Source organism: Pseudomonas sp. EpS/L25 (genome assembly GCF_001512295.1).
GTDB lineage: Bacteria > Pseudomonadota > Gammaproteobacteria > Pseudomonadales > Pseudomonadaceae > Chryseomonas.
In genome coordinates, this window is sequence record NZ_LNUP01000002.1 from 218,721 (window position 1) to 242,891 (window position 24,171).

The 24,171-nt window shown below is 66.7% G+C and carries 16 protein-coding genes and 2 pseudogenes; 9 read left to right on the top strand and 9 right to left on the bottom strand.

Annotated features, from left to right (window positions below):
- Positions 1-178: 178 nt before the first annotated feature.
- Positions 179-1,231 carry a M48 family metallopeptidase gene (locus AR540_RS02260; protein WP_082706884.1) on the bottom strand — a complete coding sequence of 351 codons (1,053 nt, stop codon included), beginning with the start codon at positions 1,229-1,231 and terminating at the stop codon, positions 179-181.
- The gene (locus AR540_RS02265; protein WP_059226232.1) at positions 1,228-2,565 is read right to left on the bottom strand and encodes a YjgN family protein; all 1,338 of its coding nucleotides are present in this window, start codon (positions 2,563-2,565) and stop codon (positions 1,228-1,230) included. Before AR540_RS02265 ends, AR540_RS02260 begins: the two co-directional genes overlap by 4 nt.
- Before the next feature lie 311 nt (positions 2,566-2,876).
- Here AR540_RS02265 and ptaA point away from each other — a divergent pair, with 311 nt between their 5' ends.
- The gene (gene ptaA, locus AR540_RS02270) at positions 2,877-4,040 is read left to right on the top strand and encodes a pyoverdine biosynthesis transaminase PtaA (protein WP_059226233.1); all 1,164 of its coding nucleotides are present in this window, start codon (positions 2,877-2,879) and stop codon (positions 4,038-4,040) included.
- Positions 4,041-4,271: 231 nt separating this feature from the next.
- Here the strand turns inward: ptaA and guaD are convergent.
- From guaD to xdhA, 4 genes and pseudogenes are all read right to left on the bottom strand, one after another.
- A pseudogene (guaD, locus tag AR540_RS02275) lies at positions 4,272-5,570 on the bottom strand (guanine deaminase); the annotation flags it as partial.
- Positions 5,571-5,592: 22 nt separating this feature from the next.
- Positions 5,593-6,417: a xanthine dehydrogenase accessory protein XdhC gene (gene xdhC, locus AR540_RS02280; RefSeq protein ID WP_059226234.1), complete on the bottom strand. Its 825-nt coding sequence runs from the start codon at positions 6,415-6,417 to the stop codon at positions 5,593-5,595.
- A complete protein-coding gene (xdhB, locus tag AR540_RS02285; protein ID WP_059226235.1) occupies positions 6,414-8,813 on the bottom strand; it encodes a xanthine dehydrogenase molybdopterin binding subunit in 2,400 nt (799 codons plus the stop codon). The genes xdhC and xdhB overlap by 4 nt, the downstream gene beginning before the upstream one ends.
- Positions 8,806-10,245 carry a xanthine dehydrogenase small subunit gene (gene xdhA / locus AR540_RS02290; protein WP_059226236.1) on the bottom strand — a complete coding sequence of 480 codons (1,440 nt, stop codon included), beginning with the start codon at positions 10,243-10,245 and terminating at the stop codon, positions 8,806-8,808. Before xdhA ends, xdhB begins: the two co-directional genes overlap by 8 nt.
- A 176-nt stretch (positions 10,246-10,421) precedes the next feature.
- Between xdhA and AR540_RS02295 the strand changes: the two are divergent.
- Positions 10,422-10,790: pseudogene (locus AR540_RS02295) on the top strand (TetR/AcrR family transcriptional regulator); the annotation flags it as partial.
- 198 nt (positions 10,791-10,988) lie between these two features.
- On the opposite strand, the gene AR540_RS02300 reads toward AR540_RS02295, so the two are convergent.
- Positions 10,989-12,440 (bottom strand): efflux transporter outer membrane subunit, encoded by a 1,452-nt coding sequence (locus AR540_RS02300; protein WP_059226238.1) that lies wholly within the window; start codon positions 12,438-12,440, stop codon positions 10,989-10,991.
- A 97-nt stretch (positions 12,441-12,537) separates the two neighbouring features.
- Between AR540_RS02300 and AR540_RS02305 the strand changes: the two genes are divergently transcribed.
- The 7 genes from AR540_RS02305 (at position 12,538) to AR540_RS02335 (ending at position 22,211) form a co-directional block, all read left to right on the top strand.
- Positions 12,538-13,155, top strand: a complete 618-nt coding sequence (locus AR540_RS02305; protein WP_059226239.1) for a TetR/AcrR family transcriptional regulator — start codon at positions 12,538-12,540, stop codon at positions 13,153-13,155.
- Between the two features lie 76 nt (positions 13,156-13,231).
- The gene (locus AR540_RS02310; RefSeq protein WP_059226240.1) at positions 13,232-14,347 is read left to right on the top strand and encodes an efflux RND transporter periplasmic adaptor subunit; all 1,116 of its coding nucleotides are present in this window, start codon (positions 13,232-13,234) and stop codon (positions 14,345-14,347) included.
- Entirely contained in the window at positions 14,344-17,412 is a 3,069-nt protein-coding gene (locus AR540_RS02315) for an efflux RND transporter permease subunit (RefSeq protein ID WP_059226241.1), read from the top strand. The genes AR540_RS02310 and AR540_RS02315 overlap by 4 nt, the downstream gene beginning before the upstream one ends.
- Positions 17,413-17,451: 39 nt before the next feature.
- Complete coding sequence (locus tag AR540_RS02320; protein WP_059226242.1) at positions 17,452-18,258, top strand: oxidoreductase; 807 nt, start codon at positions 17,452-17,454, stop codon at positions 18,256-18,258.
- 73 nt (positions 18,259-18,331) lie between these two features.
- Positions 18,332-19,792: a DHA2 family efflux MFS transporter permease subunit gene (locus AR540_RS02325; protein WP_059226243.1), complete on the top strand. Its 1,461-nt coding sequence runs from the start codon at positions 18,332-18,334 to the stop codon at positions 19,790-19,792.
- Between the two features lie 177 nt (positions 19,793-19,969).
- Positions 19,970-21,256 (top strand): beta-ketoacyl-ACP synthase II, encoded by a 1,287-nt coding sequence (gene fabF, locus AR540_RS02330; RefSeq protein WP_059226244.1) that lies wholly within the window; start codon positions 19,970-19,972, stop codon positions 21,254-21,256.
- A 340-nt stretch (positions 21,257-21,596) separates the two neighbouring features.
- Positions 21,597-22,211 carry a TetR family transcriptional regulator gene (locus tag AR540_RS02335; RefSeq protein WP_059226245.1) on the top strand — a complete coding sequence of 205 codons (615 nt, stop codon included), beginning with the start codon at positions 21,597-21,599 and terminating at the stop codon, positions 22,209-22,211.
- 194 nt (positions 22,212-22,405) lie between these two features.
- On the opposite strand, the gene AR540_RS02340 is transcribed toward AR540_RS02335, so the two are convergent.
- A complete protein-coding gene (locus AR540_RS02340) occupies positions 22,406-23,332 on the bottom strand; it encodes a sugar ABC transporter substrate-binding protein (protein ID WP_059226246.1) in 927 nt (308 codons plus the stop codon).
- 46 nt (positions 23,333-23,378) lie between these two features.
- Positions 23,379-24,167 carry a TIM barrel protein gene (locus AR540_RS02345; protein WP_059226247.1) on the bottom strand — a complete coding sequence of 263 codons (789 nt, stop codon included), beginning with the start codon at positions 24,165-24,167 and terminating at the stop codon, positions 23,379-23,381.
- Positions 24,168-24,171: the final 4 nt, after the last annotated feature.

Sequence of the window (24,171 nt, forward strand, 5' to 3'; positions counted from 1 at the left end):
GCCTCCTCGCCACAATTCTCCAGTGGAAAAGGCTACGCCGTTTTCCACGCTACGTGATGTATCCCTACGATGAGACGGTTGCTCCTACAGTCGGAGCATCGCCGTAAGAGTGGCACCTGTCCATTGCCCCAAGCGCCGGATTCAAGGCCATGGCTCTTCGGGGCGGCTTTTTATTGGGTCACTGCAGGGCCTGGCGGCGCTCAGCGGTACTGGGATGGGTGGAGAGATAGCCGGCCCAGCGGCCGTCGGGCGAGGCTGCGGGACATTCCTGGTCTTTACCGTGACAGTCGCTGGCCCGCTCGAGGCGTTCGAGCAGGGCGGTCAGCCGGCTGGCCGGAATGTTCTGCGCCGCCAGCGCCTGGGCGGCGTAGCGATCCGCCTCGTATTCGAAGGCGCGGGAGTAACCCAGCTCGGCGAGCACGACCGGGATGGCCGAGACACTGGCGCTGATCGAAGAGACATCACCGGTGACCACCAGGATGACCAGCCCCAGGCCTGAACTCTGCAACACGTGGCGTAGGGCGTGTCGGCGCTCGAGGTGGCCGAGTTCATGGGCCAGCACGGCAAGCAGCTCGTCGTCGTGGTCGGCGAGACTCACCAGTTGATCGGTGAAGACCAGGGTGCCCGAGGGCAGGGCCAGGGCATTGGCGCCCAGGCTGCGGGCGGCGTCGCGGAATTGGATGTCCACCGTGAGACTGGGGTCCGTCGCCTGGGCGAAGGCCAGGAAGCGTGCGCGCAAGGCTTGCTGGCGGGCAGCGGGCAGGGCGGAAGGCTTGAGCGCCGCGCGGTCGAGCAGGGCCAGGGTGCCGTCGCCCAGGTGGGTGCCGACGCTGGCGGGTAGGCGGAAGGCCAGGGTCTCGGCCAGGGCCGGAATGCCGTAGCGGATACCACCCCAGGCGAAGGCGATCGCCAGGACCAGCGACAACAGGACCAGTCGCCAGCTGGATTCCAGGCGATAGGCCAGGCCCTGGTGCGCGTCGGTACCCCGCAGCAGCTCGTCGATGGCGTCGTTGTGCGAGGTCTCGAAGCGGCCGGCGCCGGGAAAGTCGAGAAAGCGCGGGGTGTTGCCCAGGCGGGAAGACAGCTTGACCGCCGTCACCGGACTAGGGCCGGCCAGGAGTTGCCCGTCGTCCGCGGTCACGGCCCATTGGCCGGCATCCACCTCCAGGCGCGCAGGGATGCGCCGGGAGGTACTGCCGTCGAAGAACCAGCCTGGCAGCTCTGGCGTCACAGCCCCAGGTCCACACCGAACAGTTCGGCCGCTTCGCCGCCGGTGGCCGAGGCGCCACTGCGCTGATCGGCGATGAAGGCCTCGACGTCGCCCTCGGCCTCCAGGGTGATGTGCTCGGCGGCGTAGCGTGCCGTACGGACCCGGGCCCAGGGGTAGAACAGGCCCAGGGTCAGCAGCATGCCGACCAGGTTGGTCAGGACCAGCAGGCTGTAGGAGGCCAGGCCGTAGTGGGCGCCCAGGCGGACGACCCCGGCGCGGGTGCTGCGGTAGTACAGATTGGTCAGGGTGACCTTCACGTAGACGAAGATCAGCTGGTAGGTCAGCAGCAGCACGATGATCGACGCGCTGGGCGAGCCGGTCAGCGAGAGGGCGACATTGGCGATCATGCCGAGCACGACCAGGCCGATGATGCCCAGGACCATGCGGTAGTAGGGCCCGACGCCGGCCTGGAAGCTGAAGCCCTGGGTGCCGAAGCGGCTGTGGCTGGCGATGAAGGCTTGCTGTCTTTGTACCGCGACGGGATAGAGAATGCCGAGGGTAACCACGCCTAGCAGCGGCCAGCCGATGAACACTTTGATGGCTTCACCCAGGCGCGCCTCGAAGCCGAAGCGTACGCCGCGCCAGGCGGAATGGTGATGATGGAAGCTCAGGGCGCGGACCACGATCCAGGGGGTGGCGATCAGCAGCGCCAGGCCCGCGAAGGGCTTGACCAGGGGGACATAGAGGCTGAGTACGTAGTAGCCGGCCAGGAGGGCGACCATCAGCAAGCGGCCCTTGAGGATGGCGCGCGGATCGGCCAGGTATTCGAAGGCGTTACCGTCCAGCCGGGTGTTGCCATAGAAGTACCTCAGGGTGCGGACCTTGGCCCAGGCCGAGTAGATGCCCAGGGTCAGGACGCTGAGGACCAGGTTGACGATCCAGATGCGGAAGAATTCGCCGCCCTGGCCATGGAACTCGAGGGGGAGCCGGCGGGGTTCGTCGTCCTGCACCTGGCGGCAGGCCTGGATCGGCGTTGCGGGCGGTTGCTGGGGGACGAGGGTCAGCGAGGCAGCGGGGGCCGCCACGGACTGGGCACTGGCAGGGGACTTCACGGGTTCGCCCGTCGAGCTTTCCAGGCGCGCCAGGGCACCGATCTGGTTCAGGCGCTGCAGGTAGCCTTCGGCTTCCCTGCGGCCGATGTCGCGCTTGATGACGACCGGCTTGGCGCTGAACAGCTGTTCCAGCCGCTCGGCGCTCAGGCCGTAGACATCGGCGAAACGTCGCTTGACCTGTTCCAGATCGAAACCGTCGGCGATCTGACCGGAAAATACCACGCTATAGGTAGGGCTGGGCATCTACGCATCCTTTCGTAGGGAGTCAGGTAGCGGGGACTATAGCCAGGACGCCCATCTGGAGTGACATCGGCAGAGGATATGCGGTCGTCTCGGGTTGCCGGACGGCCATTTCCCAAGCGTTGCAGTGAGCGCTGTTCAGAAGCGCTGGAAGCCGACCTGGCGGCCGAGATGAAGACCTGCCGGGTGATCCGGCTGAAGGGTCGGTACCTCTACCGACGGGCAAATCGCATAGCTAGCTAATCGTTAGGCCCGTACCTTGCATGACGGTAAGGCGATCCATCGCAGCGTTATCGTCATACAAGGAAATAGTCATGTCCGAGATGTCTCGTCGTTCCTTCGTCAGCCTGGCCACCCTGGCCTCCGCCGTGGTTCCGCTGGTCGGCTGGTCCCGTCCGGCTGCCGCGGATGCGACCGTGTCGCCCGTGCGGGAAAAGGTGCTGATCAACTACAACGAGAATCCCCTGGGGCCTTCGCCCAAGGCTGTGGCCGCCATGCAGCGGGGTGCGGCTCTGAGTGGGCGCTATCACTTCGAATACCAGGAGCGGCTGATCGAGCTGTTCGCCAGCCAGCACGGCCTGCCCAAGGATCACGTGCATGCCTTTTGCGGCTCCAGCGAGCCTCTCCAGTACGCGGTGATGGCCTTCACCGGTCCCCGTAGTCTGGTGGTGGCCAATCCCAGCTACGAAGCGGCCGTGGTGGCCGCCAAAGCCAAGGGTGCACCGGTGCACGAGGTACCGCTGGACGCCGCCCACGCCCATGACATTCCCGCGATGCTCGCGGCCGACAGTCAGGCCGGGCTCATCTATATCTGCAATCCGAACAACCCCACCGGTACCGTCACGGCGCGGGAGCGCATCGAGTTCGCCATCGCCAATCGGCCCAAGGGCAGCGTGGTGATGATCGACGAGGCCTATATCCATCTGAGCAACGAGAAAAGCTGCATGGATCTTGCCGTCCAGCATGATGACGTCCTGGTCCTGCAGACCTTCTCCAAGCTCTATGGCATGGCCGGGGCGCGGCTGGGCTTCGCCATCGCCAAGCCGGATCTGTTGGCCAGGCTGGAGGTGTTCGGTGGTGAGAACGCCATTCCGGTCGCCGCCATGCTGGGTGGCATCGCCAGCCTGGAGGATCGCCAGCTGGTGGCGCAGCGGCGCAAGGAGAACGCCGCGACGCGCGACGAGACGCTCGCCTGGCTGCGCCAACGTGGCTTCGCCTGCACGGCCTCCCAGGGTAAGTGCTTCATGGTCGACACCGGCCATCCGGGCCAGCAGGTGATTGCGGCGCTGGCCAAACGCAACATCATCATCGGCCGCACCTGGCCGGCGTGGCCGACCTGGGTGCGGGTCAGCGTCGGCTTGCCGGAGGAGATGAAGGCCTTCCGCGAAGCCTTCGTTGCGGTGCTCAAGGAGCCGGCGGCGCTGGCCGGGCTCGCGCCCCTGGAACGTCGGGGCGGTCAGCTGGCGCAACTCGCCTGATCAGTCGAACGCGCCGATAAAGCCTGTTCAGGGTGGGTAACGGCGTAGCCTCATCCGCCTTGGCAGCGGGCCCGCCAGTGGAAAACGCTGCGCGGTTTTCCACGCTACGAGACTGAAAAAACGCTAGGAACGAGCAGGTTGGGTGGGTAACGGCGCAGCCTTATCCACCTTCGCCTCGCGTTCAGGGCTGCACGGTGGAAAACGCTGCGCGGTTTTCTGATGGTGGCAGGCGTCGCGGCTATGCACTCGGCGACCCGCGGCGTGGGTTTCGCGTACCACGCGATCGTCGGCGAGGGTGGTGAGGACAAAGAGGGTTTCTTCCAGGCTCCTGGACTGTTGCAGGCGGTAGTCCAGCAGCGGGGTGGCCTTGAGGTCGAGCACCACGAAGTCGGCATCGTGGCCGGGGGCCAGGCTGCCGATGCGGTCGTCCAGGCGCAGGGCGCGGGCGCCGCCCAGGGTGGCGAGGTAGAGCGACTTGAAAGGATGCAGGCGGTTACCGCGCAGCTGCTGCACCTTGTAGGCCTCGCCGAGGGTCTGCAATAGCGAGAAGCTGGTGCCGGCGCCGACATCGGTGCCGAGGCCGACGTTGACCTTGAAGGCTTCCATCCGCTGGAGGTCGAACAGACCGCTACCGAGAAAGAGATTGGACGTAGGGCAGTGCGCCACCGCCGAGCCGGTGTCGTGCAGGCGCTGGCATTCGGCGTCGCAGAGGTGGATGCCGTGGGCGAACACCGAGCGCGGGCCGAGCAGCTGGAAGTGGTCATAGACGTCCAGGTAGTTGGCACGCTCCGGGAACAGCGCCGCCACCCAGTCGATCTCCTTGAGGTTCTCGGAGAGGTGGGTGTGCAGATAGACGTCCGGGTATTCGGCCAAGAGGCGTCCGGCGGCTTCCAGCTGCTCGGGGGTACTGGTCGGTGCGAAGCGCGGGGTGACCGCATAGTGCAGCCGGCCCTTGCCATGCCAGCGTTCGATCAGCGCCTTGCTATCGGCATAGGCGGACTCGGCGGTGTCCTGCAGATAGTCCGGGGCGTTACGGTCCATCATGACCTTGCCGGCGATCATGCGCAGGTCGAGGCGTTCGACGACCTGGAAGAAGGCATCCACCGACTGTGGATGGACGCTGCCGAACACCAGGGCGGTGGTGGTGCCGTTACGCAGCAATTCGCCGACGAAGATCTCCGCCACCTCGGCGGCCTTGGCCGGATCGGCGAAGGCGCCCTCGGTAGGAAAGGTGTAGGTGTCCAGCCAGTCCAGCAACTGCTCGGCGTAGCTGGCGATCATGCCGGTCTGTGGATAGTGGATATGGGTGTCAATGAAACCGGGGGTGATCAGGGCGTCGGGATGCTCGATGACCTGGGTGCCGACGGGCAGGGTGGGCAGCAAGTCGGCGGCCGAACCCATGGCCTGGATGCGGCCGTCTGCGATCAGCAGCAGGCCGTCGGCGTGGTATTCGTAGGAGGCGTCCAGCCCCACCTCGGCCGGGTCGGCGATGCTGTGGAGCAGGGCGGCGCGGTGGGCGATGGCGGTCATAACGATCTCGAATGATGAACGACTAACTAGGAGTGGCGGTGACCAGGCGTAGCGGCGCATCCGCCTGCTGGGCCTGGCGGCCATAGTGGGCGATGACCTCGCCAGCCACGGCGATGGCGATTTCCAGGGGCAGCTTGCCCTGGACTTCGGACAGGCCCAGGGGACAGCGTACCGTGGCGAGGCGCTCGGCGCCGTGACCACGGGCACTGAGGCGGTGGCGGAACTTGGCCCACTTGGTCTTGGAGCCGATCAGGCCGAAGTAGCCATGGTCGCCGCGGGCGAGGATGGCATCGGTCAGCTCCAGGTCCAGGGGATGGTTATGGGTCATGACGATGTAGTAGGCCCCGGCCGGCATCCGGGCGATCTCGTCGACCGGCTCGTCGGTGACGATCTTTTCCACGCCAGCTGGCAGCGGATCGGGAAATTCCTGGGGCCGTGAATCGACCCAGCGCACCGCGCAGGGCAAGCCGGCCAGCATGGGCACCAGGGCGCGGGCGACATGGCCGGCACCGAAGACCACCACCGGCACCTCCTGGGCCAGCAGCGGCTCGAACAGCAAAGTAGTCACGCCGCCGCAGCACTGGCCGAGGCTGGCGGCCAGGGAAAAGCGCTCCAGGCGCGGCTGGCGGGTGCCGGCGGCGAGCAGTTCCCGGGCGATCTCCACGGCGCGGTATTCCAGGTGGCCGCCGCCGATGGTCAGGTGCTGCTCGGTCCGACCCACCAGCATCTTGGTGCCGGCGTCACGGGGCGTGGAGCCCTGTTCGTCGGCCACGGTGACCAGCACGCAGGGTTCGCCCCGTGTTTCGAAGTCGGCCAGCAAGGCCAACCATCCGCGTTTCGAGCTCATGCCGGCTCCTCTGTAGCGGGGGTGGGCACGGCCTGGACCTCGGCGGCCAGGCGGCGCATCCGCTCGACGCCCCAGAGCACCCGCTCGGGAGTGGCAGGAGCGTCCAGCGCCGGGTGGAAGCGGTAGTTGGCCACGCTGGCCACGGCGTCCTGCAGGGCGCACCACACCGAGATGCCGAGCATGAAGGGCGGCTCGCCCACGGCCTTGGAGTGGAACACGGTGGCCTCGGGATTCTTGCGATTCTCCACCAGGCGCACCCGCAGGTCCGGTGGCACATCGCTCACCGCCGGGATCTTGTAGGTGGAGGGGCCGGCGGTGAGCAGCTTGCCGGCGTCGTTCCACACCAGCTCTTCCATGGTCAGCCAACCCAGGCCCTGGACGAAGCCGCCTTCCACCTGGCCGATGTCGATGGCCGGGTTCAGGGAGGCACCGACGTCGTGGAGGATGTCGGTGCGCAGCAGGCGGTATTCGCCGGTGAGGGTATCGATCAGCACCTCGGAGCAGGCGGCGCCGAAGGCGTAGTAGTAGAAGGGCCGGCCGCGGGCCTGGTCGCGGTCGTAGTGGATCTTCGGGGTGCGGTAGTAGCCGGTGCTGGAGAGCGACACCTGGCCGACATAGGCCAGCTGGATCAGTTCCTCGAAGCTCAGCAGCCGGTCGCGCACCTTGACGTGGCCGTTGCGGAAGTCGACCTCTTCGGGCCCGACGTGGAAGTGCCGACTGGCGAAGTCGATCAGCCGATCCTTGATGGTCTGGGCGGCGTTCTGCGCGGCCTTGCCGTTGAGGTCGGTACCACTGGAAGCGGCGGTGGGCGAGGTGTTGGGCACCTTGTCGGTGTTGGTGGCGGTGATCTGGATGCGGCCGATGTCGACCTGGAAGACCTCGGCCACCACCTGGGCGACCTTGGTGTTGAGCCCCTGGCCCATCTCGGTGCCGCCGTGGTTCAGGTGGATGCTGCCATCGGTGTAGACGTTGACCAGGGCGCCACCCTGGTTGAGGAAGGAGGAGGTGAAGGAGATGCCGAACTTCACCGGGGTCAGCGCCAGGCCCTTCTTCAGCACCGGGCTGCCCTGGTTGAAGGCACGGATGGCTTCGCGGCGGGCCTGGTAGTCACTGCTGGCGGCGAGGTCCGCGGTCATCTCGTCGAGCAGGTTGTCTTCCACCATCTGGTGGTAGTGGGTGATGTTGCGCGTTTCCTTGCCGTAGTAGTTGCGCCGGCGCACCTCCAGCGGATCGAGGCCGCGGTGGCGGGCGATGGCGTCCATGACGTTCTCGATGGCCAGCATGCCCTGGGGGCCGCCGAAGCCGCGGTAGGCGGTGTTGGAGGCCAGGTGGGTCTTGCAACGGTGGCCGGTGATTTGGGCGTTGCCGAGGAAGTAGGCATTATCGGCATGGAACATGGCGCGGTCGATGATGGCGTTGGACAGGTCCGGCGAGTAGCCGCAGTTGCCCGCCAGTTCGAAGCGGATGCCCAGCAATCGGCCGTCGTCGTCGAAACCGACGTCGTATTCGACGTGGAAAGGATGGCGCTTGCCGGTCATGTGCATGTCTTCGAATCGCGGCAGGCGCATCTTCACCGGGCGCCCGGTGAGGTGGGCGAAGACCGCGCAGAGCGCCGCCGGCATCCCGGCCTGGCTCTCCTTGCCGCCGAAGCCGCCGCCCATGCGTCTCATGTCGACGGTGACCTTGTTCATGGCGACGCCCAGCACCTCGGCCACCTGCTTCTGCACCTCGGTGGGGTTCTGGGTGGAGGAATAGACCAGCATGCCGCCGTCTTCGGTGGGCATCACCGAGGCCACCTGGGTTTCCAGGTAGAAATGTTCCTGGCCGCCGATGGCCAGCTCGCCCTGCAGGCGGTGGGGCGCGGCGGCCAGGGCGGCGGTCGCATCGCCGATGTGGTGGCGGTGGCTGGGGGAGATGAAATGCTCGCGGCGCAGCGCCTCCTTGACGTCGAGGATGGCCTCCAGCGGCTCGTACTCGATGAGGGCGGCCTGGGCGGCGCGGCGGGCGGCGTCCAGGCTGGTGGCGGCGACTGCCAGCACCGGCTGGCCGAGGTACTGCACCTCGCCGTCGGCCAGCAGCGGATCGCCCGGCAGCACGGCGCCGATGTCCAGTTGGCCGGGTACGTCGGCGGCGGTGATGGCCAGGGCCACCCCGGGTACCTGGTAGCAGGGCGAGAGGTCGATGCGTTTGATCCGCGCATGGGCGTGCTCGCTCATGCGCGCATAGACGTGCAGCTGGTTGGGGAATTCCAGGCGGTCGTCGATATAGAGCGCCTCGCCGCTCACATGCTTGTCGGCGCTCTCGTGCTTGAGCGGCTTGCCGACACCGGTGGCCAGGCCCGCGGCGAAGGCCGCGGCCATCTCCTCGGGGGTACGGACGGGAAGGCTGCTAGACATGGGCGGTGACCCTCGTGGCGAGCGTGGGCTGGGTGGTCTCCAGATGACATTTGCGCAGCAGGTTCTGCGCCGTCAGCAGGCGATATTCGCGACTGGCGCGGAAGTCCGAGAGGGGGGCGAAGTCGTCAGCCAGGGCCTGGACAGCCTGTTCGACGACGGCGGCGGTCCAGGGCTGACCGAGTAGCGCCTGCTCGCCATGAGCGGCGCGCTTGGGAATGGCCGCCATGCCACCGTAGGCGATACGTGCCGCCGCAACCCGCCCCTGGTCGAGCTCCAGGGCGAAGGCGGCGCAGACCGCGGAGATGTCGTCGTCCAGACGCTTGGACACCTTGAAGGCGCGGAAGACGAGACCTTCGCGCGCCCGCGGCACCCGTACCGCCTGGATGAATTCGCCGGGCTCCAGGGCGGTCTTGCGGTAGTCGAGGAAGAAGTCGTCCAGGGCCAGCTCCCGCAGGCGCTCGCCCTGGCGCAACAGGACGCTGGCACCGAGCGCCAGCAGCAGCGGCGGACTGTCGCCAATGGGCGAGGCGTTGCCGATGTTGCCGCCCAGGGTGCCCTGGTTGCGGATCTGCAGGGAGGCGAAGCGCTGCAGCAAGTCGCCGAAGTCCGGGTAGTCGGCGGCCAGGGCGGCGGCGCAGTCGGCCAGCGGGGTGGCGGCGCCGATCTCGATAAGGTCGTCGCTGATGGTCACGCCGCGAAGCTCGGGCAGGTTGCCCAGGTAGATCAGGGTATCCAGGCGACGATGGTTCTGGGTCACTTCCAGGGCCAGGTCGGTGCCGCCGGCCAGTAGCCGGGCTTCGGGATGCGCCTGGTAGAGGGCCGCCAGTTCGGCCAGGGTGGTGGGGCTGCGACTGCGCCGACCGGCACCTTCGAGACAGGTCTCGGGCGCAGGTGCCAGGGCTTGCAGGCGCTCCAGGGTCTGGCGCTCGCGGGCATCGAACTGGTCCGGCTGGCGCCGGGCACAGGCCTGTTCGGCGGCGGCCAGGATCGGCCGGTAGCCGGTGCAGCGGCAGAGATTGCCGGCCAGGGCCTCGTGGGTGGCGGCGGTATCCGGCGCGGCGACGTTCTTCTGCAAGGCGAACAGCGACATGACGAAGCCCGGGGTGCAGAAACCGCACTGGGAGCCGTGGCAGTCGACCATGGCCTGCTGCACGCCGTGCAGGCGGCCCTGGTGCCTGAGGTCTTCCACGCTGATCAGCTGCTTGCCGTCCAGCGCCGCGACGAAGGTCAGGCAACTGTTGACGGTGCGATAGCGCAGCCGATCGCCCTCCGGCTCGGCCAGCACCACGGTGCAGGCGCCGCAGTCGCCGGAGGCGCAGCCTTCCTTGGTACCGGTCTTGCCGCAGCGCTCGCGCAGATACTGGAGCACGGTGAGATTGGGATCGAGCTGCTCTTCGACGCGCAGCTCCTGGTCCAGCAGAAACCTGATCAAGGCCGCTCTCCACTTGAGGTCTGGTTGCTTCGATGGTGGGTAAAGCTGACCGATAGGTCAACAAATCCCCGGGCGAGTGGACGCCGATTGTCGTTTTTGGGCAAGGCTGTCGGGGAGGGAATGTATCGCCTGCTCAGCCTTGGGGCAGGCGTTGGCGGTATGCACGGTGATAGTGCAAAAAGACGATAGTTCGGCGTCGACGGAAGGCATGGTTCTTCGAGGAGCGGGAGGCGCTGATCGACCAGTGGAGGAGCAAGAACACCGGCGACCTGGTGGCCCGTAGCGAGGCCTATGCCGAGTCCATCACCGAGACCATCCTCAATGTCTTCGACCGCTTCGAGGACCGCGCGGCCGAGACCCGCGCTCGCTCCATCTACCTGACCCAGATCGGCTACATCAGCATGAAGACCGTCGAGCCGCTGGAGTACCGCCTCAAGTTCATCCCCGAAGATCTGAAGATCTTCACTGGCCTCGAGCCCGAGCCCGAGCCCCGCGAGCTGGAGCGCTTCTTCAGTCGGCATCAGCTGGTGCGCCCCACGGGCTGATCGATCCCGCCCAGGATGGACGTCGCTGCGCTGTCGCCATGCCCTGGCCCCCGTCGAGCGGCATTGCCACCGACCAGGGCGGACGCTAGTGGCAGGTCACCCGATGAGGCCGGTGGTGCCTGGGGCGCATGCTGAACCGGCATCCCTGCGGCGAGCAGTGCTGCGGATGGGGCCGGTTCGGCCCCTCGCCGTCCTTGCCTAGCGCAGGCTCAGTACGGTGGCGGAGGAAGGTTGCCAACCGCCGCCCAGCGCCTTGAAGGTCGCGACCGCCGCGCGCGCGGCGGCGGTCTGTGCCTGGGCCCGGGCATCGGCGGTGCGCAGCAGGCGCTCGTCAGCCTGCAGCACCTCCATCAGGGGCACTATCCCCTTGCCATAGGCAAGGGCCGCGGATTGGCGGGCCTGGGTGAGGGCGCGTTCGCTGGCGGCCAGCAGGCTGGCTTGCTCTTCGCGGCGCAACTGGCCGGTAAGGGCGCCTTCGACGTCTTCCGTCGCCCGCAGGACGGCGAGTCGATAGGCCGCCAGCAGCTCCGCGTCGCGCCCCCTGGCCGCCTGGATCTGGGCATCGATGCGGCCGAAATCGAACAGTCGCCAGCGTACTCCCACGGCGCCCAGCGCCTGTTGGGCATCCTGGTCGAAGAGATGGCTGCCGGAGAGGGTGGTGGCGCTGCCGAGCAGGGCGCTCAGGGAAAACTTGGGATAATACTCGGCGATGGCCACGCCGATCCGGGCGTTGGCCGCGGCCAGCTGGCGCTCCGCGACGATCAGGTCGGGACGGCGTCTGAGCAGGTCCGCGGGATCGCCGGCGGTTTCGATGCGCGGCGGCATGGGAATGGGGGTCATCTGCGCCAGCCTGCCGCGGTAGGTGCCGGGCGGCGCTGCCAGCATGACGTCCAGCGCGTTCAGGGTCACTTCCAGCGAATACTGCAGTACGGGCACCGTGGCCTGGACCTCCGCCAGCGCCCCTTCGGCCTGGTGCAGCTCCCGTTCGGTCGCCAGCCCCTTGTCATTGAGCAGCCTGACCATGGACAGCAGCCCCCGCTGGGTCTCGACCTGGCGGCGGGCGATGGCCAGGCGGGTCTGCAGGCCACGGATGTCCAGGTAGAGATCGGCTGTCTCGGCGGCTACGGCCAGGCGCACGGCGTCGGCGCTGGCCGCCGTGGCCTGGTAGTCGGCCCGCGCGGCTTCGCGGTCGCGTCGCAGGCCGCCGAATAGGTCGAGCTCCCAGCTGGCACCGAGATTGGTTTCATAGGATGACCCGTTCCTGTCGTAGCCAGGGGTCGCCGCGAGGACGCGCCCGAGAGGCGTCTCCAGGGACTGGTGGGCGCGTCCGGCCGTACCCTCCAGATCCCCGCTCGGGCGCAGCGCCGCCCGGGCCATGGCGAGACTCGCGCGCGCCTGGGCGAGGCGGGCGTCGGCCTGGGCCAGGTCGAGATTCTGCGCCAGGGCCAGTTCCACCAGCTGGCTCAGCAGGGGATCGTCGAAGCGTGCCCACCAGGCCGCCAGCGCCTGATCGCTCAAGGGCGCCGTCTGGGGTTGCCGCTGGTAGCTCGTCGGCAGCGGCAGCGTCGGGGCCTGGTAGTCGGGACCGACGGTACAGCCGCTCGCCAGGGCGGCGCCGGTGAGCAGAATGATCTGGAATCTGGAGCGCATGGGCTTTTATCCTGAGCGACGCCTAACGAGTTTTGTGACCGTTGTGTATATTGGTCACTCATCGTTTCCTTTGCAACTGCCGGAACGCCACCTGCTCATGACTACCGAATCCGCTTCATCCGGCCCGTCCCGTGGACCGGCCGAACACGATGTCCGTCACCAGATCATCGTGGCGGCCAGGGAACACTTCAGCCGCTACGGATACGAGAAGACGACGGTGTCCGAACTTGCCCGGAGCATCGGTTTCTCCAAGGCCTACATCTACAAGTTCTTCGACTCCAAGCAGGCCATAGGCGAGGCTATCTGCATGGATTGCCTGGAAGGAATCGAGGCCGAGGCCAGGGCGGCGGTAGCCTCGGCCAGCAGCGCGCCAGACAAGCTGAGAAAGCTGTTCCAGAGCCTTCCCGGTGCGACGCTGAAGCTGTTCTCCGAGGACCGCAAGCTCTACGAAATCGCCATCTCCGCCTCCTCGGGTCGTTGGCCCGCCACCGTCACCCACGAAGCTCGGCTGAAGGAGCTGCTCAGGGAGATCCTCGTCCAGGGACGCGCCGAGGGCCAATTCGAGCGCAAGACGCCGATCGACGACGTGATAATCGCCACCTACCTGGTGCTGCGCCCCTATCTGAATCCGCTGATGCTGCAGTACAGCTTCGAGCAGCTCGAGGTCGCTCCTACCCAACTGGCCAACCTGGTACTGCGCAGCCTTTCCCCCTAAAATACTGGGTGACTATTGACTAATTTGGTCACTAGTATCAAATTGCGGGCTCTGATGGTATCCACTCGGAGCTTCCATGTTCGCGCGCCGCTCGCTTTCCCCGGCCTTGGTCACTGTACTCGTGCCGCTGGCTCTCGCCGGGTGCAATGCCCCCACTCAGGTCGATCCGCGTACGCAACCGCCCCTGGTGCGCGCTGCGGCGGTGGAGTCGGCCGGGAGTGCCAGCCGGACCTTCACTGGCATCGTCGCGGCGCGGGTTCAGAGCGATCTTGGCTTTCGCGTGGCGGGCAAGATCGCCGAGCGGCTGGTGGACACTGGCGAGGTCGTCAAGCGCGGCCAGCCGTTGCTGAGGCTCGATCCCATCGATCTGCAACTGGCCCTGCAGGCGCAGCGGGAAGCCGTCGCGGCCGCCCAGGCGCGTGCCCGGCAGGCGGCGGATGACGAGGCGCGTTACCGGGACCTGCGCGGGACCGGGGCGATCTCGGTATCCGGCTATGACCAGATCAAGGCCGCGGCGGATACCGCCAGGGCGCAGCTCAGGGCGGCCGAAGCCCAGGCCGAGGTGGCGCTCAACGCCAGTCGTTATGCCGTGCTGGTAGCCGATGCAGACGGCACGGTGGTCGATACGCTGGCGGAGACCGGGCAGGTAGTGGCCGCTGGACAGATCGTGGTGCGCCTGGCTCGTGCAGGTGCCCGGGAGGTCGCTGTCCAACTGCCGGAAACCCTGCGTCCGCCGCTTGGTTCCATGGCGCAAGCCAGCCGCCTGGACAGTGCGCAACGGCCGGTACCGGCACGGCTGCGGCAGTTGTCGGATAGTACCGACCGCGAGACTCGTACCTTCGAGGCGCGCTATGTGCTCGAAGGGGCGCTGGCCAACGCTCCCCTGGGCACTACGGTGACACTGCGTATTCCGGAAGGGGGAGTGGCGCGGGGGAATGCCTTGAAGGTGCCTCTGGGTGCCCTGCATGACGAAGGCAGGGGCGCCGGAGTCTGGCGGATCCAGAGCTCGCCCGAGCAGGTTGCCTGGGTACCCGTGCAGGTTCGTCAGCTGTCGGACGACACCGCCGTGGTAGATGGGGCGCTCCAGCAGGGTGACAGGATCGTGGCCCTCGGCGCTCATCTGCTCCATGAAGGCGAGGCGATCCGGGTGGCCACGAATGCCAAGGATGCCCTGGAAGGAAAGCAGCCGTGAGCGAGAGCCGGTTCAATCTGTCGGCGCTCGCCGTCCGTGAGCGCTCGATTACCCTGTTTCTGATCCTGCTGGTCTCGGTCGGCGGGGTACTGTCGTTCTTCAAGCTGGGCCGGGCGGAAGATCCGGCCTTCACGGTCAAGGTCATGACCATCGTCACCGCCTGGCCAGGCGCCACGGCGCAGGAGATGCAGGATCAGGTCGCCGAGAAGCTGGAAAAGCGCCTGCAGGAGTTGCGCTGGTACGACCGCTCGGAAACCTACACCCGTCCTGGCCTGGCCTTCACCACCCTGACGCTGCTCGACAGCACGCCGCCGGCCGAGGTACCGGAGGAGTTCTATCAGGCGCGCAAGAAGATCAGCGACGAGGCCAAGACCTTGCCCGCCGGGGTGATCGGGCCGATGGTCAACGACGAATACGCCGACGTCACCTTCGCGCTCTTCGCCCTCAAGGCCCGGGGCGAGCCCCAGCGTCTGCTGGCACGCGAGGCGGAAACGCTGCGCCAGCGCCTGCTGCATGTGCCGGGGGTGAAGAAGGTCAACATCCTGGGTGAGCAGGCCGAGCGTATCTATGTGGAGTTTTCCCATGATCGCCTGGCGACCCTGGGGGTGGCACCGCAAGACATCTTCGCCGCGCTCAATGCCCAGAATGTCCTGACGCCCGCAGGCTCCATCGAAACCCGCGGACCGGAGGTCTACGTCCGCCTCGACGGCGCCTTCGACCAGCTCGATGCCATTCGCGACACCCCGGTGATCGTCAAGGGCAGGACCCTCAAGCTGGCGGACATCGCCACGGTCAAGCGCGGCTATGAAGATCCGGCGACCTTCCTCATCCGTAGCGGCGGCGAGCCCGCCCTGCTGCTCGGCATCGTCATGCGCGATGGCTGGAATGGCCTGGATCTCGGCAAGTCACTTGAAAGCGAAGTCGGCGCCATCAACGCCGAGATGCCCTTGGGCATGAGCCTGACCAAGGTGACCGATCAGGCGGTCAACATCGCCTCGTCGGTCGACGAGTTCATGGTCAAGTTCTTCGTCGCCCTGCTGGTGGTGATGGTGGTGTGTTTCGTCAGCATGGGCTGGCGGGTGGGCATCGTCGTGGCCGCTGCGGTGCCCCTGACCCTGGCCGCTGTCTTCCTGATCATGGCCGCCACGGGCAAGAACTTCGACCGCATCACCCTGGGCTCGCTGATCCTGGCCCTGGGCCTGCTGGTGGACGACGCCATCATCGCCATCGAGATGATGGTGGTGAAGATGGAGGAGGGCCATGACCGGATCAAGGCGTCGGCCTATGCCTGGAGCCACACCGCCGCCCCGATGCTGGCCGGCACCCTGGTAACGGCCGTGGGCTTCATGCCCAATGGCTTCGCTCGCTCCACCGCTGGCGAGTACACCAGCAACATGTTCTGGATCGTCGGCATTGCCTTGATCACCTCCTGGATCGTGGCGGTGGTCTTCACGCCCTACCTGGGCGTCAAGCTGCTGCCGGAAACCAAGACGGTCGAAGGCGGGCACACCGCGCTCTACGACACGCCGCGCTACAACCGCTTCCGCCGCGTGCTCGGCCAGGTGATCGCCCGCAAGTGGTTGGTCGCGGTGCTGGTGATCGGCTTGTTCGTGGCCGCCATCCTCGGCATGGCCGTGGTCAAGAAGCAGTTCTTCCCCATCTCCGATCGTCCCGAAGTGATGGTGGAGGTGCAGATGCCCTATGGTACCTCGATCAGCGAGACCGAGCGGGCGACCGCCAAGGTCGAGGCCTGGCTCGCCCAGCAGGACGATGCGCGCATCGTGACCTCGTACATCGGCCAGGGTGCGCCGCGCTTCTTCCTGGCCATGAGCCCGGAGTTGCCGGACCCGTCCTTCGCCAAGATCATCATCCGCACCGACAATCCGGAGGCCCGCGAAGCACTCAAGCTGCGCCTGCGCGAGGCCATCGCCGCCGGGCTCGCGCCCGAGGCGCGGCTGCGGGTCACCCAGCTGGTGTTCGGTCCCTATTCGCCGTTCCCGGTCGCCTATCGGGTCAGCGGTCCCGATCCGCAGGTGCTGCGTCGGATCGCCGGCGAGGTGGAAGGGGTGATGCGCGCCAGCCCGATGATGCGCACCGTCAACACCGACTGGGGGACGCGAACGCCGGTGCTGCACTTCAACTTGCAGCAGGATCGCCTGCAGGCGATGGGACTGACCTCCAGCGCCGTGGCACAGCAGCTGCAATTCCTGCTCAGTGGCGTTCCGGTGACGGCGGTGCGCGAAGACATCCGTACCGTCCAGGTGGTCGCGCGGGCGGCGGGCGACGTTCGCCTCGATCCGGCGCGGCTGGGCGATCTCACCCTGGTCGGCGCCCAGGGCCAGCGCATTCCGCTATCCCAGGTCGGCGAGGTGGAGACGCAGATGGAAGAGCCCCTCATGCGGCGCCGCGATCGGGTGCCGACCATCACCGTGCGTGGTGACATCGCAGAAGACCTGCAACCACCGGACGTTTCCACTGCGGTGCTCAAGCAACTGCAGCCAATCATCGATCGTTTGCCGGCGGGCTACCGCATCGTACAGGCCGGCGCCATCGAGGAGTCCGGCAAGGCGTCCGTCGCCATGCTGCCGATCTTCCCGATCATGATCGCCCTGACGCTGCTGATCATCATCCTGCAGGTCCGCTCCATGTCGGCGATGGTGATGGTCTTCCTGACCAGTCCGCTGGGGCTGATCGGGGTGGTGCCGACGCTGCTCCTGTTCCAGCAACCCTTCGGCATCAACGCCCTGGTCGGGCTGATCGCGCTGTCGGGCATCCTGATGCGCAACACCCTGATCCTGATCGGGCAGATCCACCAGAACGAGCAGGATGGCCTGCCACCCTTCCAGGCGGTGGTCGAGGCCACCGTCCAGCGGGCACGGCCGGTGATCCTCACCGCGCTGGCGGCGATCCTGGCCTTCATCCCGCTCACCCATTCGGTGTTCTGGGGCACCCTGGCCTACACCCTCATCGGCGGTACCCTCGCCGGCACCGTGCTGACCCTGGTGTTCCTGCCGGCCATGTACGCCATCTGGTTCAGGATCAAGCCATCGCCTGCCCACGGCTGATCGTTTCCGTCTCCCTTCCTTCCACGAAAAGGCACTGACATGTCGAAAGCAGAAGTTATCGTCATCACCGGTGTGTCTTCTGGCATCGGACGCGTCACTGCCATCCGGCTGGCAACACGGGGATGCCGGGTGTTCGGCACTGTGCGTAGCCAGCAGAGCGCTCAGGCTATTCCAGGTGTGGAGCTCGTCGAAATGGACGTCCGTGAGGAAGACTCGGTGCGCCGTGGCATCGCCGCCATCATCGCGCGGGCCGGACGGATCGATGTCCTGATCAACAATGCGGGAGGGACCTTGCTCGGCGCCCTGGAGGAGACATCGGTCGGTGAAGCCCGGAGCCTGTTCGACACCAACGTCTTCGGCCTCCTGCGTACGATCCAGGCGGTGCTGCCGCACATGCGTGCGCAAGGCGCCGGTCGCATCGTCAATGTCAGTTCGGTGCTGGGCTTTCTGCCGGCGCCTTACATGGCGCTCTATGCGGCCTCCAAGCATGCCGTGGAGGGACTCTCGGAAACGCTGGACCACGAGGTACGCCAGTTCGGGATTCGCGTCGCCTTGGTCGAGCCCTCGTTCACCAAGACCAACCTGGATCTCAACGCCCCTCAGACCGCCGTCAAGATCCCGGAGTACCGACAACAGTTCGGCATGGTCGCCCAGGCCATTCGGAAGAATATCGAGAAGGCGCCCGATCCCGCTGGCGTGGCCACGACGATCGTCGATGCGGCGCTGGGAGGTTGGAAGATGCGACACACCCCCAAAGGCGAGGCATCGCTCCTGGTCAGGCTGCGCCGCTTCATGCCGGGCGGCCTCGTCGAGAAGGGCCTGCGAAAGACCTTCGGGCTGGCCTGACCGGATCCGCGCCAACCTGCGGCCCACGTGCCTTGCAAGACACGTCCTCGAGTCCAATGAGCGAAGACATCCCATGACCCACCTGGACAGAACCCCTACCGACGAGCCACCCGCGCTCGGCGAAAACGCATCGACAGGTGTGGCGGCCGGTATGCCTTCACCCTGGCCGGTGTTCTGGGTGGCCGCCATCGCGGTATTTCTCGTAGCCATGGATGGCACCCTGCTGTTCGCGGCGTTCAGCGCCTTGCGGGCCGGGTTCACGCACGCGACGCCGGCGGACCTTTCCTGGGTGCTCAACGCCTACACGGTCGTCTACGCGGCCATGCTCATCCCGGCCGGCGGCTTGGCGGACAGGCAGGGGCGCAAGAAGGTATTTCTCACCGGAGTCTGGCTGTTCGTGGGGGCGTCCGTCGCCTGCGGCTTGTCAGGGAGCGTGGAGTGGCTGGTGGCGGCAAGGGTGCTGCAAGCCATCGGGGCGGCCTTGCTGACGCCCGCGTCGCTGTCGCTGGTGCTGGCCGCCTTTCCGATCACAAGGCGCGCGGTTGCGGTAAGCCTTTGGGGCGCGGTGGGGGGCCTGGCCGCGGCTGTCGGTCCCAGCCTGGGCTCTTTCGTCGTCGCCTCGCTCGGTTGGCAGTGGGCGTTCTACCTGAACGTACCCCTGGGCCTCTTCGCGCTCTGGCGGGGAAAGAAACTGCTGGCGGAGACGAAACAACAGACCGAGGGGCGGCCGCTGGATCTGGTGGGCATGGGCTTGCTGGTGGTCGGCATCGGTGCCCTGGCGTTATCCATCGTGCAGTCCGAGTCTCCGGCCTGGTCACGGCAGGAGCTGCTGGGCGCACTGGGCATCGGGTTGGCATGCCTGATCGGATTCGTGGTCTGGGCGCGCTCTACGGTTGCTCCTCTGGTCGATCTGCGCCTGTTTCACAACCGCACCTACAGCTACGTCAATCTCGCGACCCTGAGCTTCGGCATCGCGTTTTCGATGATGTTCTTCGCCTTCTTCTTCTACATGAGCGCGATCTGGAAGTATCCGCTGCCACTTGCCGGTCTGGCCATGATGCCCGGCCCGCTGCTGGTGGTACCCACCGCTGCGCTGTCGGGCCGGGTAGCGAGCCGCTATGGCCACCGTCCACTGCTGCTGGTCGGGTGTCTGGTCTACGCCATGAGCGGACTGTGGTTTCTCTTCGTTCCAGGGCTCGAGCCCGCCTACCTGACACAGTGGCTGCCAGGCATGGTGCTCAGTGGCGTGGGCGTCGGCCTGGTGATGCCCTCGTTGGCGGGTGCTGCGGTCAGTCGCCTGTCGGTAGACCACTACGCGGTAGGGGGTGCCGTCAACCAGGCCATACGCCAGATCGGATCGGTCATGGGGGTTGCGCTGACCGTCCTGCTCCTCGGCCATCCCAGCTTGCAGCGCGCCGATTTCGATGCCGTCTACCTGTGCCATATCGGCCTGGCCTTACTTACCGCGGGCCTGTGCGTGCCGGTGGACACGCGGTCTGCGGTCCCTCCCTACCGTGCTCCCGATGCGCGTTAGGACGCGTGGGAGTAGGGCGTTCGGCAGGCTTTGCCGAGACGGCTTCGAGACAGGATCGATATCCCGGCTGCAAGGACAGTCCCTTGGGCCCCCAAGCTGGCACGCGCCTTGATCGGGCGCGGACAAGACACGAGGTCGCCCGCGGGCGCCTCGTCCATCGAGAGAAGAGGTAGCGCAATGCAAGGCAACGACAGAACACGCATCGTGGTGACCGGCATGGGCACGGTCAGTCCGCTGGGATGTGGCATCGACAGGGTCTGGGCACGGCTGCTGGCCGGCCGTTCGGGCCTGGGCCTGCTGCCACCCGAGGTCAGCGACGGGGTGGGCAGTCTCATCGCCGGCCAGGTACCGAGCCTCGCCGAAGATCCGGAGGCGGGCTACGACCCCCTGGTGGCCATCGCCGCCAAGGATCTGAAGAAGATGGATCGCTTCATCGAGTTCGCCCTGGTGGCGGCCCGGGAAGCGCTCGACCAAGCCGGCTGGCAGCCGACCAGCGAGGCGCAACGCGAGCGGACAGCGACCATCATCGCCTCCGGGGTGGGTGGTTTCGGCGCCATCGCCGAGGCGGTGCGGACCACCGATGCCCGCGGCCCACGCCGGCTCTCGCCATTCACCGCGCCGTCGTTCCTGGCCAACATGGCCGCCGGTAACGTGTCCATCCAGTACGGTTTCCGCGGTCCGCTGGGAGCGCCCATCACTGCCTGCGCCGCCGGTGTCCAGGCCATCGGCGATGCCGCCCGGCTGATCCGCAGTGGCGAGGCCGACATCGCCCTCTGCGGCGGGGCCGAGGCGGCCATCAACCGCGTGAGCCTGGGCAGCTTCGCCGTCGCCCGGGCCCTGTCCACGGGATTCAACGACCGCCCAGAGCAGGCGTCGCGGCCCTTCGATCGGGATCGTGACGGCTTCGTCATGGCCGAGGGGGCGGGGCTGCTGGTGATCGAGACCCTGGAGCACGCCCTGGCTCGCGGCGCCACGCCCCTGGCCGAACTGGTGGGCTATGGCACCAGCGCCGATGCCTATCACCTCACCGCCGGCCCGGAAGACGGCAGCGGCGCCCGCCGCGCCATGGCGCAGGCCTTGCGCCAGGCCGGAATCGATGCCGCCCAGGTCCAGCACATCAATGCCCACGCCACCTCCACCCAGGTAGGCGACAAGGGCGAGCTGGCGGCCATCCGCGCGGTCTTCGGTGACCACGCTCCGGTAGCCATCACCTCGACCAAGTCGAGCACCGGACATCTGCTGGGCGCGGCGGGCGGTATCGAGGCGATCTTCACCGTGCTCGCCCTGCGCGATCAGGTGGTGCCGCCGACCTTGAACCTGCACCACCCCGATCCGGCCGCGGAAGGCCTGGACATCGTCGCCCTGCAGGCTCGGCGAATGCCGATCGACTACGCCCTCTCCAACGGCTTCGGTTTCGGCGGGGTGAACGCCAGCGTGCTGTTCAGGCGTTGGATGGGGGCGTGACTCCTGCTGAACTCGCAAGCACCCGGAGCTCGGCCGGCCGCTCGCGCTTGCGGCGATGCACACGATTTTTTGGACTCGCATAGCGGTAGGAGCGGCGTTTCCCTGCGTCGTTTTCAGATAGAAATTGAGTCCACCAGGAAGAGAAGGCGCTCTTCCTGTTTTTCTCCAGCCGCTGTCCAAGACCTCAGTGGGCAGCTCTAGGTAGGTCCCAGGGCTGACGAGCACGCATCGGGTAGGAGTGCCGAAGAGATGCCCTAAGCAAGCATACATACAAGAATGTTTGTAAAAGGCAGGCCAAACGTTAAACTGCCAGAACAGACGCCGTTGAAACGAGAGAGTCATGCGCCGTACCAAAGAAGACGCTGAGCAAACCCGGCAGACCATTCTGGATGCAGCCGAGGCGTTGTTTCTCACCAATGGTGTTTCGCGCACCAGCCTCGAAATGATCGCCAGAGAGTGTGGGTTCACTCGAGGCGCGGTCTATTGGCACTTCAGGGACAAGGCGCAGCTGGTCCATGAGATGCTCAATCGCATCCGCATTCCGCTCGATGAAGTCCCCCAGCAGTTGAGTGCGGATGGGGAGGGTGATTGCCTGATGAGGCTGTACGAACTGTGCGTCGAGTGCATGGAGAAATTCGTTCAGCCGGGACGGGAGCGTCGAGTCATGACCATCCTGATGCACCGTTGCGAATTCACTCTGGAACTGCAGGAAGTCGAACAGCGGGAAAATGCCTTGACCCGCGAATTCGTAGCGCTCGTCGAACGCCTCTTCGACAGCCAGCGGCAGCGCCTGCAGGCCGCGGTGACGCCAAGAAGTGCCAGCCTCCAGCTGCATAGCCTGTTTTGCGGCACGCTGGCGGGCATCCTGCGTGACCAGGACATCTTCGCACCGCTCAGGGATGTACGGCTGATCTTCACCCTCTACTTCAGGTCGCTGGTGAAAGACTGGCGCTAACGGTGGGCGAACGGCGCGCCAGTGGAGCAAGGGAGCGGCACCGAAGCCTTTCTCCCCTGGACGCAGTGCCGTTGTGCCTTGGGAGTCGGTTTTCAGCCTTCGCGGGGCGTCCCTGCAGGGCGATCCCGCCTTTCTGGCTGCGACCCGTACACCCTTGGGACGCCACCGCGTTCATGCCGGCGCGCCTCCAGTCGCTACTTGAAACGAGCGGTGTAGTCCGCCAGGTTGCTGGGCGTGATCAGCTCGTACGGCACCCAGACATCCGCCTGGACCGGTTCCTTGCGGATCATCCTGAGCGCGGACTGTACCGCCTGCACGGCCTGGCCCCGCGGGTCCTGGAACACCGAGGCGGCCAGCAGACCGCGCTTGATCGCCGCCTGGCCGTCGGGCAGGCCATCCACGCCCACCACCGGCACCTCGCCCTTGGCCTTGCCGGCCTGCTGCAGCGCCATGGCGGCACCAATGGCCATCTCGTCGTTGTTGGCGACGATGGCGTCGAAGTGGGTCCCTGCGGTCAGCCAGTTGCTGGTCAGGTCCATGCCCTTGCTGCGATCCCAGTCGGCGTTCTGCTGGGCCACCACCTTGATGCCGGGATAGGCCTTGAGCGCTTCCTTGAGACCCTCGGAGCGGCCGCGGGTGGCGTTCTGGGTCAGCTCGCCCATGATCAGGGCGATGCTGCCCTTGCCGTTCAGCTGCTTGGCGATGAACTGCCCCTGCAACTGCCCGGCCTGCAGGTCGTCCGAGGCCACGGCGACCACGCCGGCGGGCAGCCTGGGATCGTCCGGGCGGCGGTTGACGTACACCAGCGGAATCCCGGCCGTGGTGGCGGCGCGAGTGATGTTCACCGTGGCGGCGGTGTCCACCGGCAGCACGATCACCGCGTCCACCTTCTGCGCCAGGAAGCTCTGCACCTGGTTCAGCTGGCGCACGACGTCGCCCTGGGCGTCCTCGAATTGCATGCTGATCCTTTCCGTCTTGCCGGCCTCTTCGAGATTGCGGCGGACGTAGGTCATGAAGTTGTCGTCGACCTTGGCGATGCTGACGCCGATGCGGTAGTCGGCGAGGGCCAGGGGTGTCAGGGCGAGTGCGAAGGCGGCGCACAGCAGGTTGCGAAGCAGCATGTCTGGTTCCTCTTGTTGTTATGCGAGCGAAAACATCTATCGGGGATTAGAGGGTGAAGGCCGTTCTGAAGCGCTCCAACGCGCGCTCGGTATCACCTTCAGCGGCCCAGCCTTCGAGGCCGACCACGCCGCGATAGCCGAGCGCGGCGAGCGCGCGGGCGATGGCCGGGTAGTGGATCTCGCCGGTGCCCGGTTCGCAGCGTCCGGGGACGTCGGCGACCTGGATCTCGCCGATCGCCGGACCTGCCCGGCGGATCAGCTCGATCAGGTTTCCTTCGCCGATCTGGGCGTGGTAGAGGTCCAGGTTGAGCCGCAGGTGGGGGCTGGCGACCGCCTCGATCAGGGCCAGGGTGTCTTCGGCGCGGGCGAAGGGCACGCCGGGATGATCCACGGCGGTATTGAGGTTCTCCAGCAGGAAGACCCGGCCCGCGGACTCGCCCAGGCGGGCGATCTCGCCGAGGGTGTCGCGCGCCGCCAGCCAGTGCTGGCCGCTCACCGCGGCCAGCGGCTTGACCGGCAGGCCGCGCGGGTCCAGGCCGGTGCCATGCAGATTGAGCGAAGGGCACCCCAGGCGCTCGGCCACGGCCAGGGATTCCCGGGCACTGGCGAGCAGGGCGGCGCGGCCCTCGGCGCTCACCAGGTCACCGGAGACGTAGCCGGTCATGGAGGTGAAGCGCGCGCCGGTGGCGGCCAGGGCGTCGATGTCGTGGCGCGTCCAGTCCCAGATCTCCACGGCGAAGCCCAGGGCGTGCAGGCGGCGGACCCGCTCGACGAAGGGCCGGTCGAGAAAGACCATTTCGGCGCTGACGGCCAGGATGAAGGGCGATGGGGTCATGGGC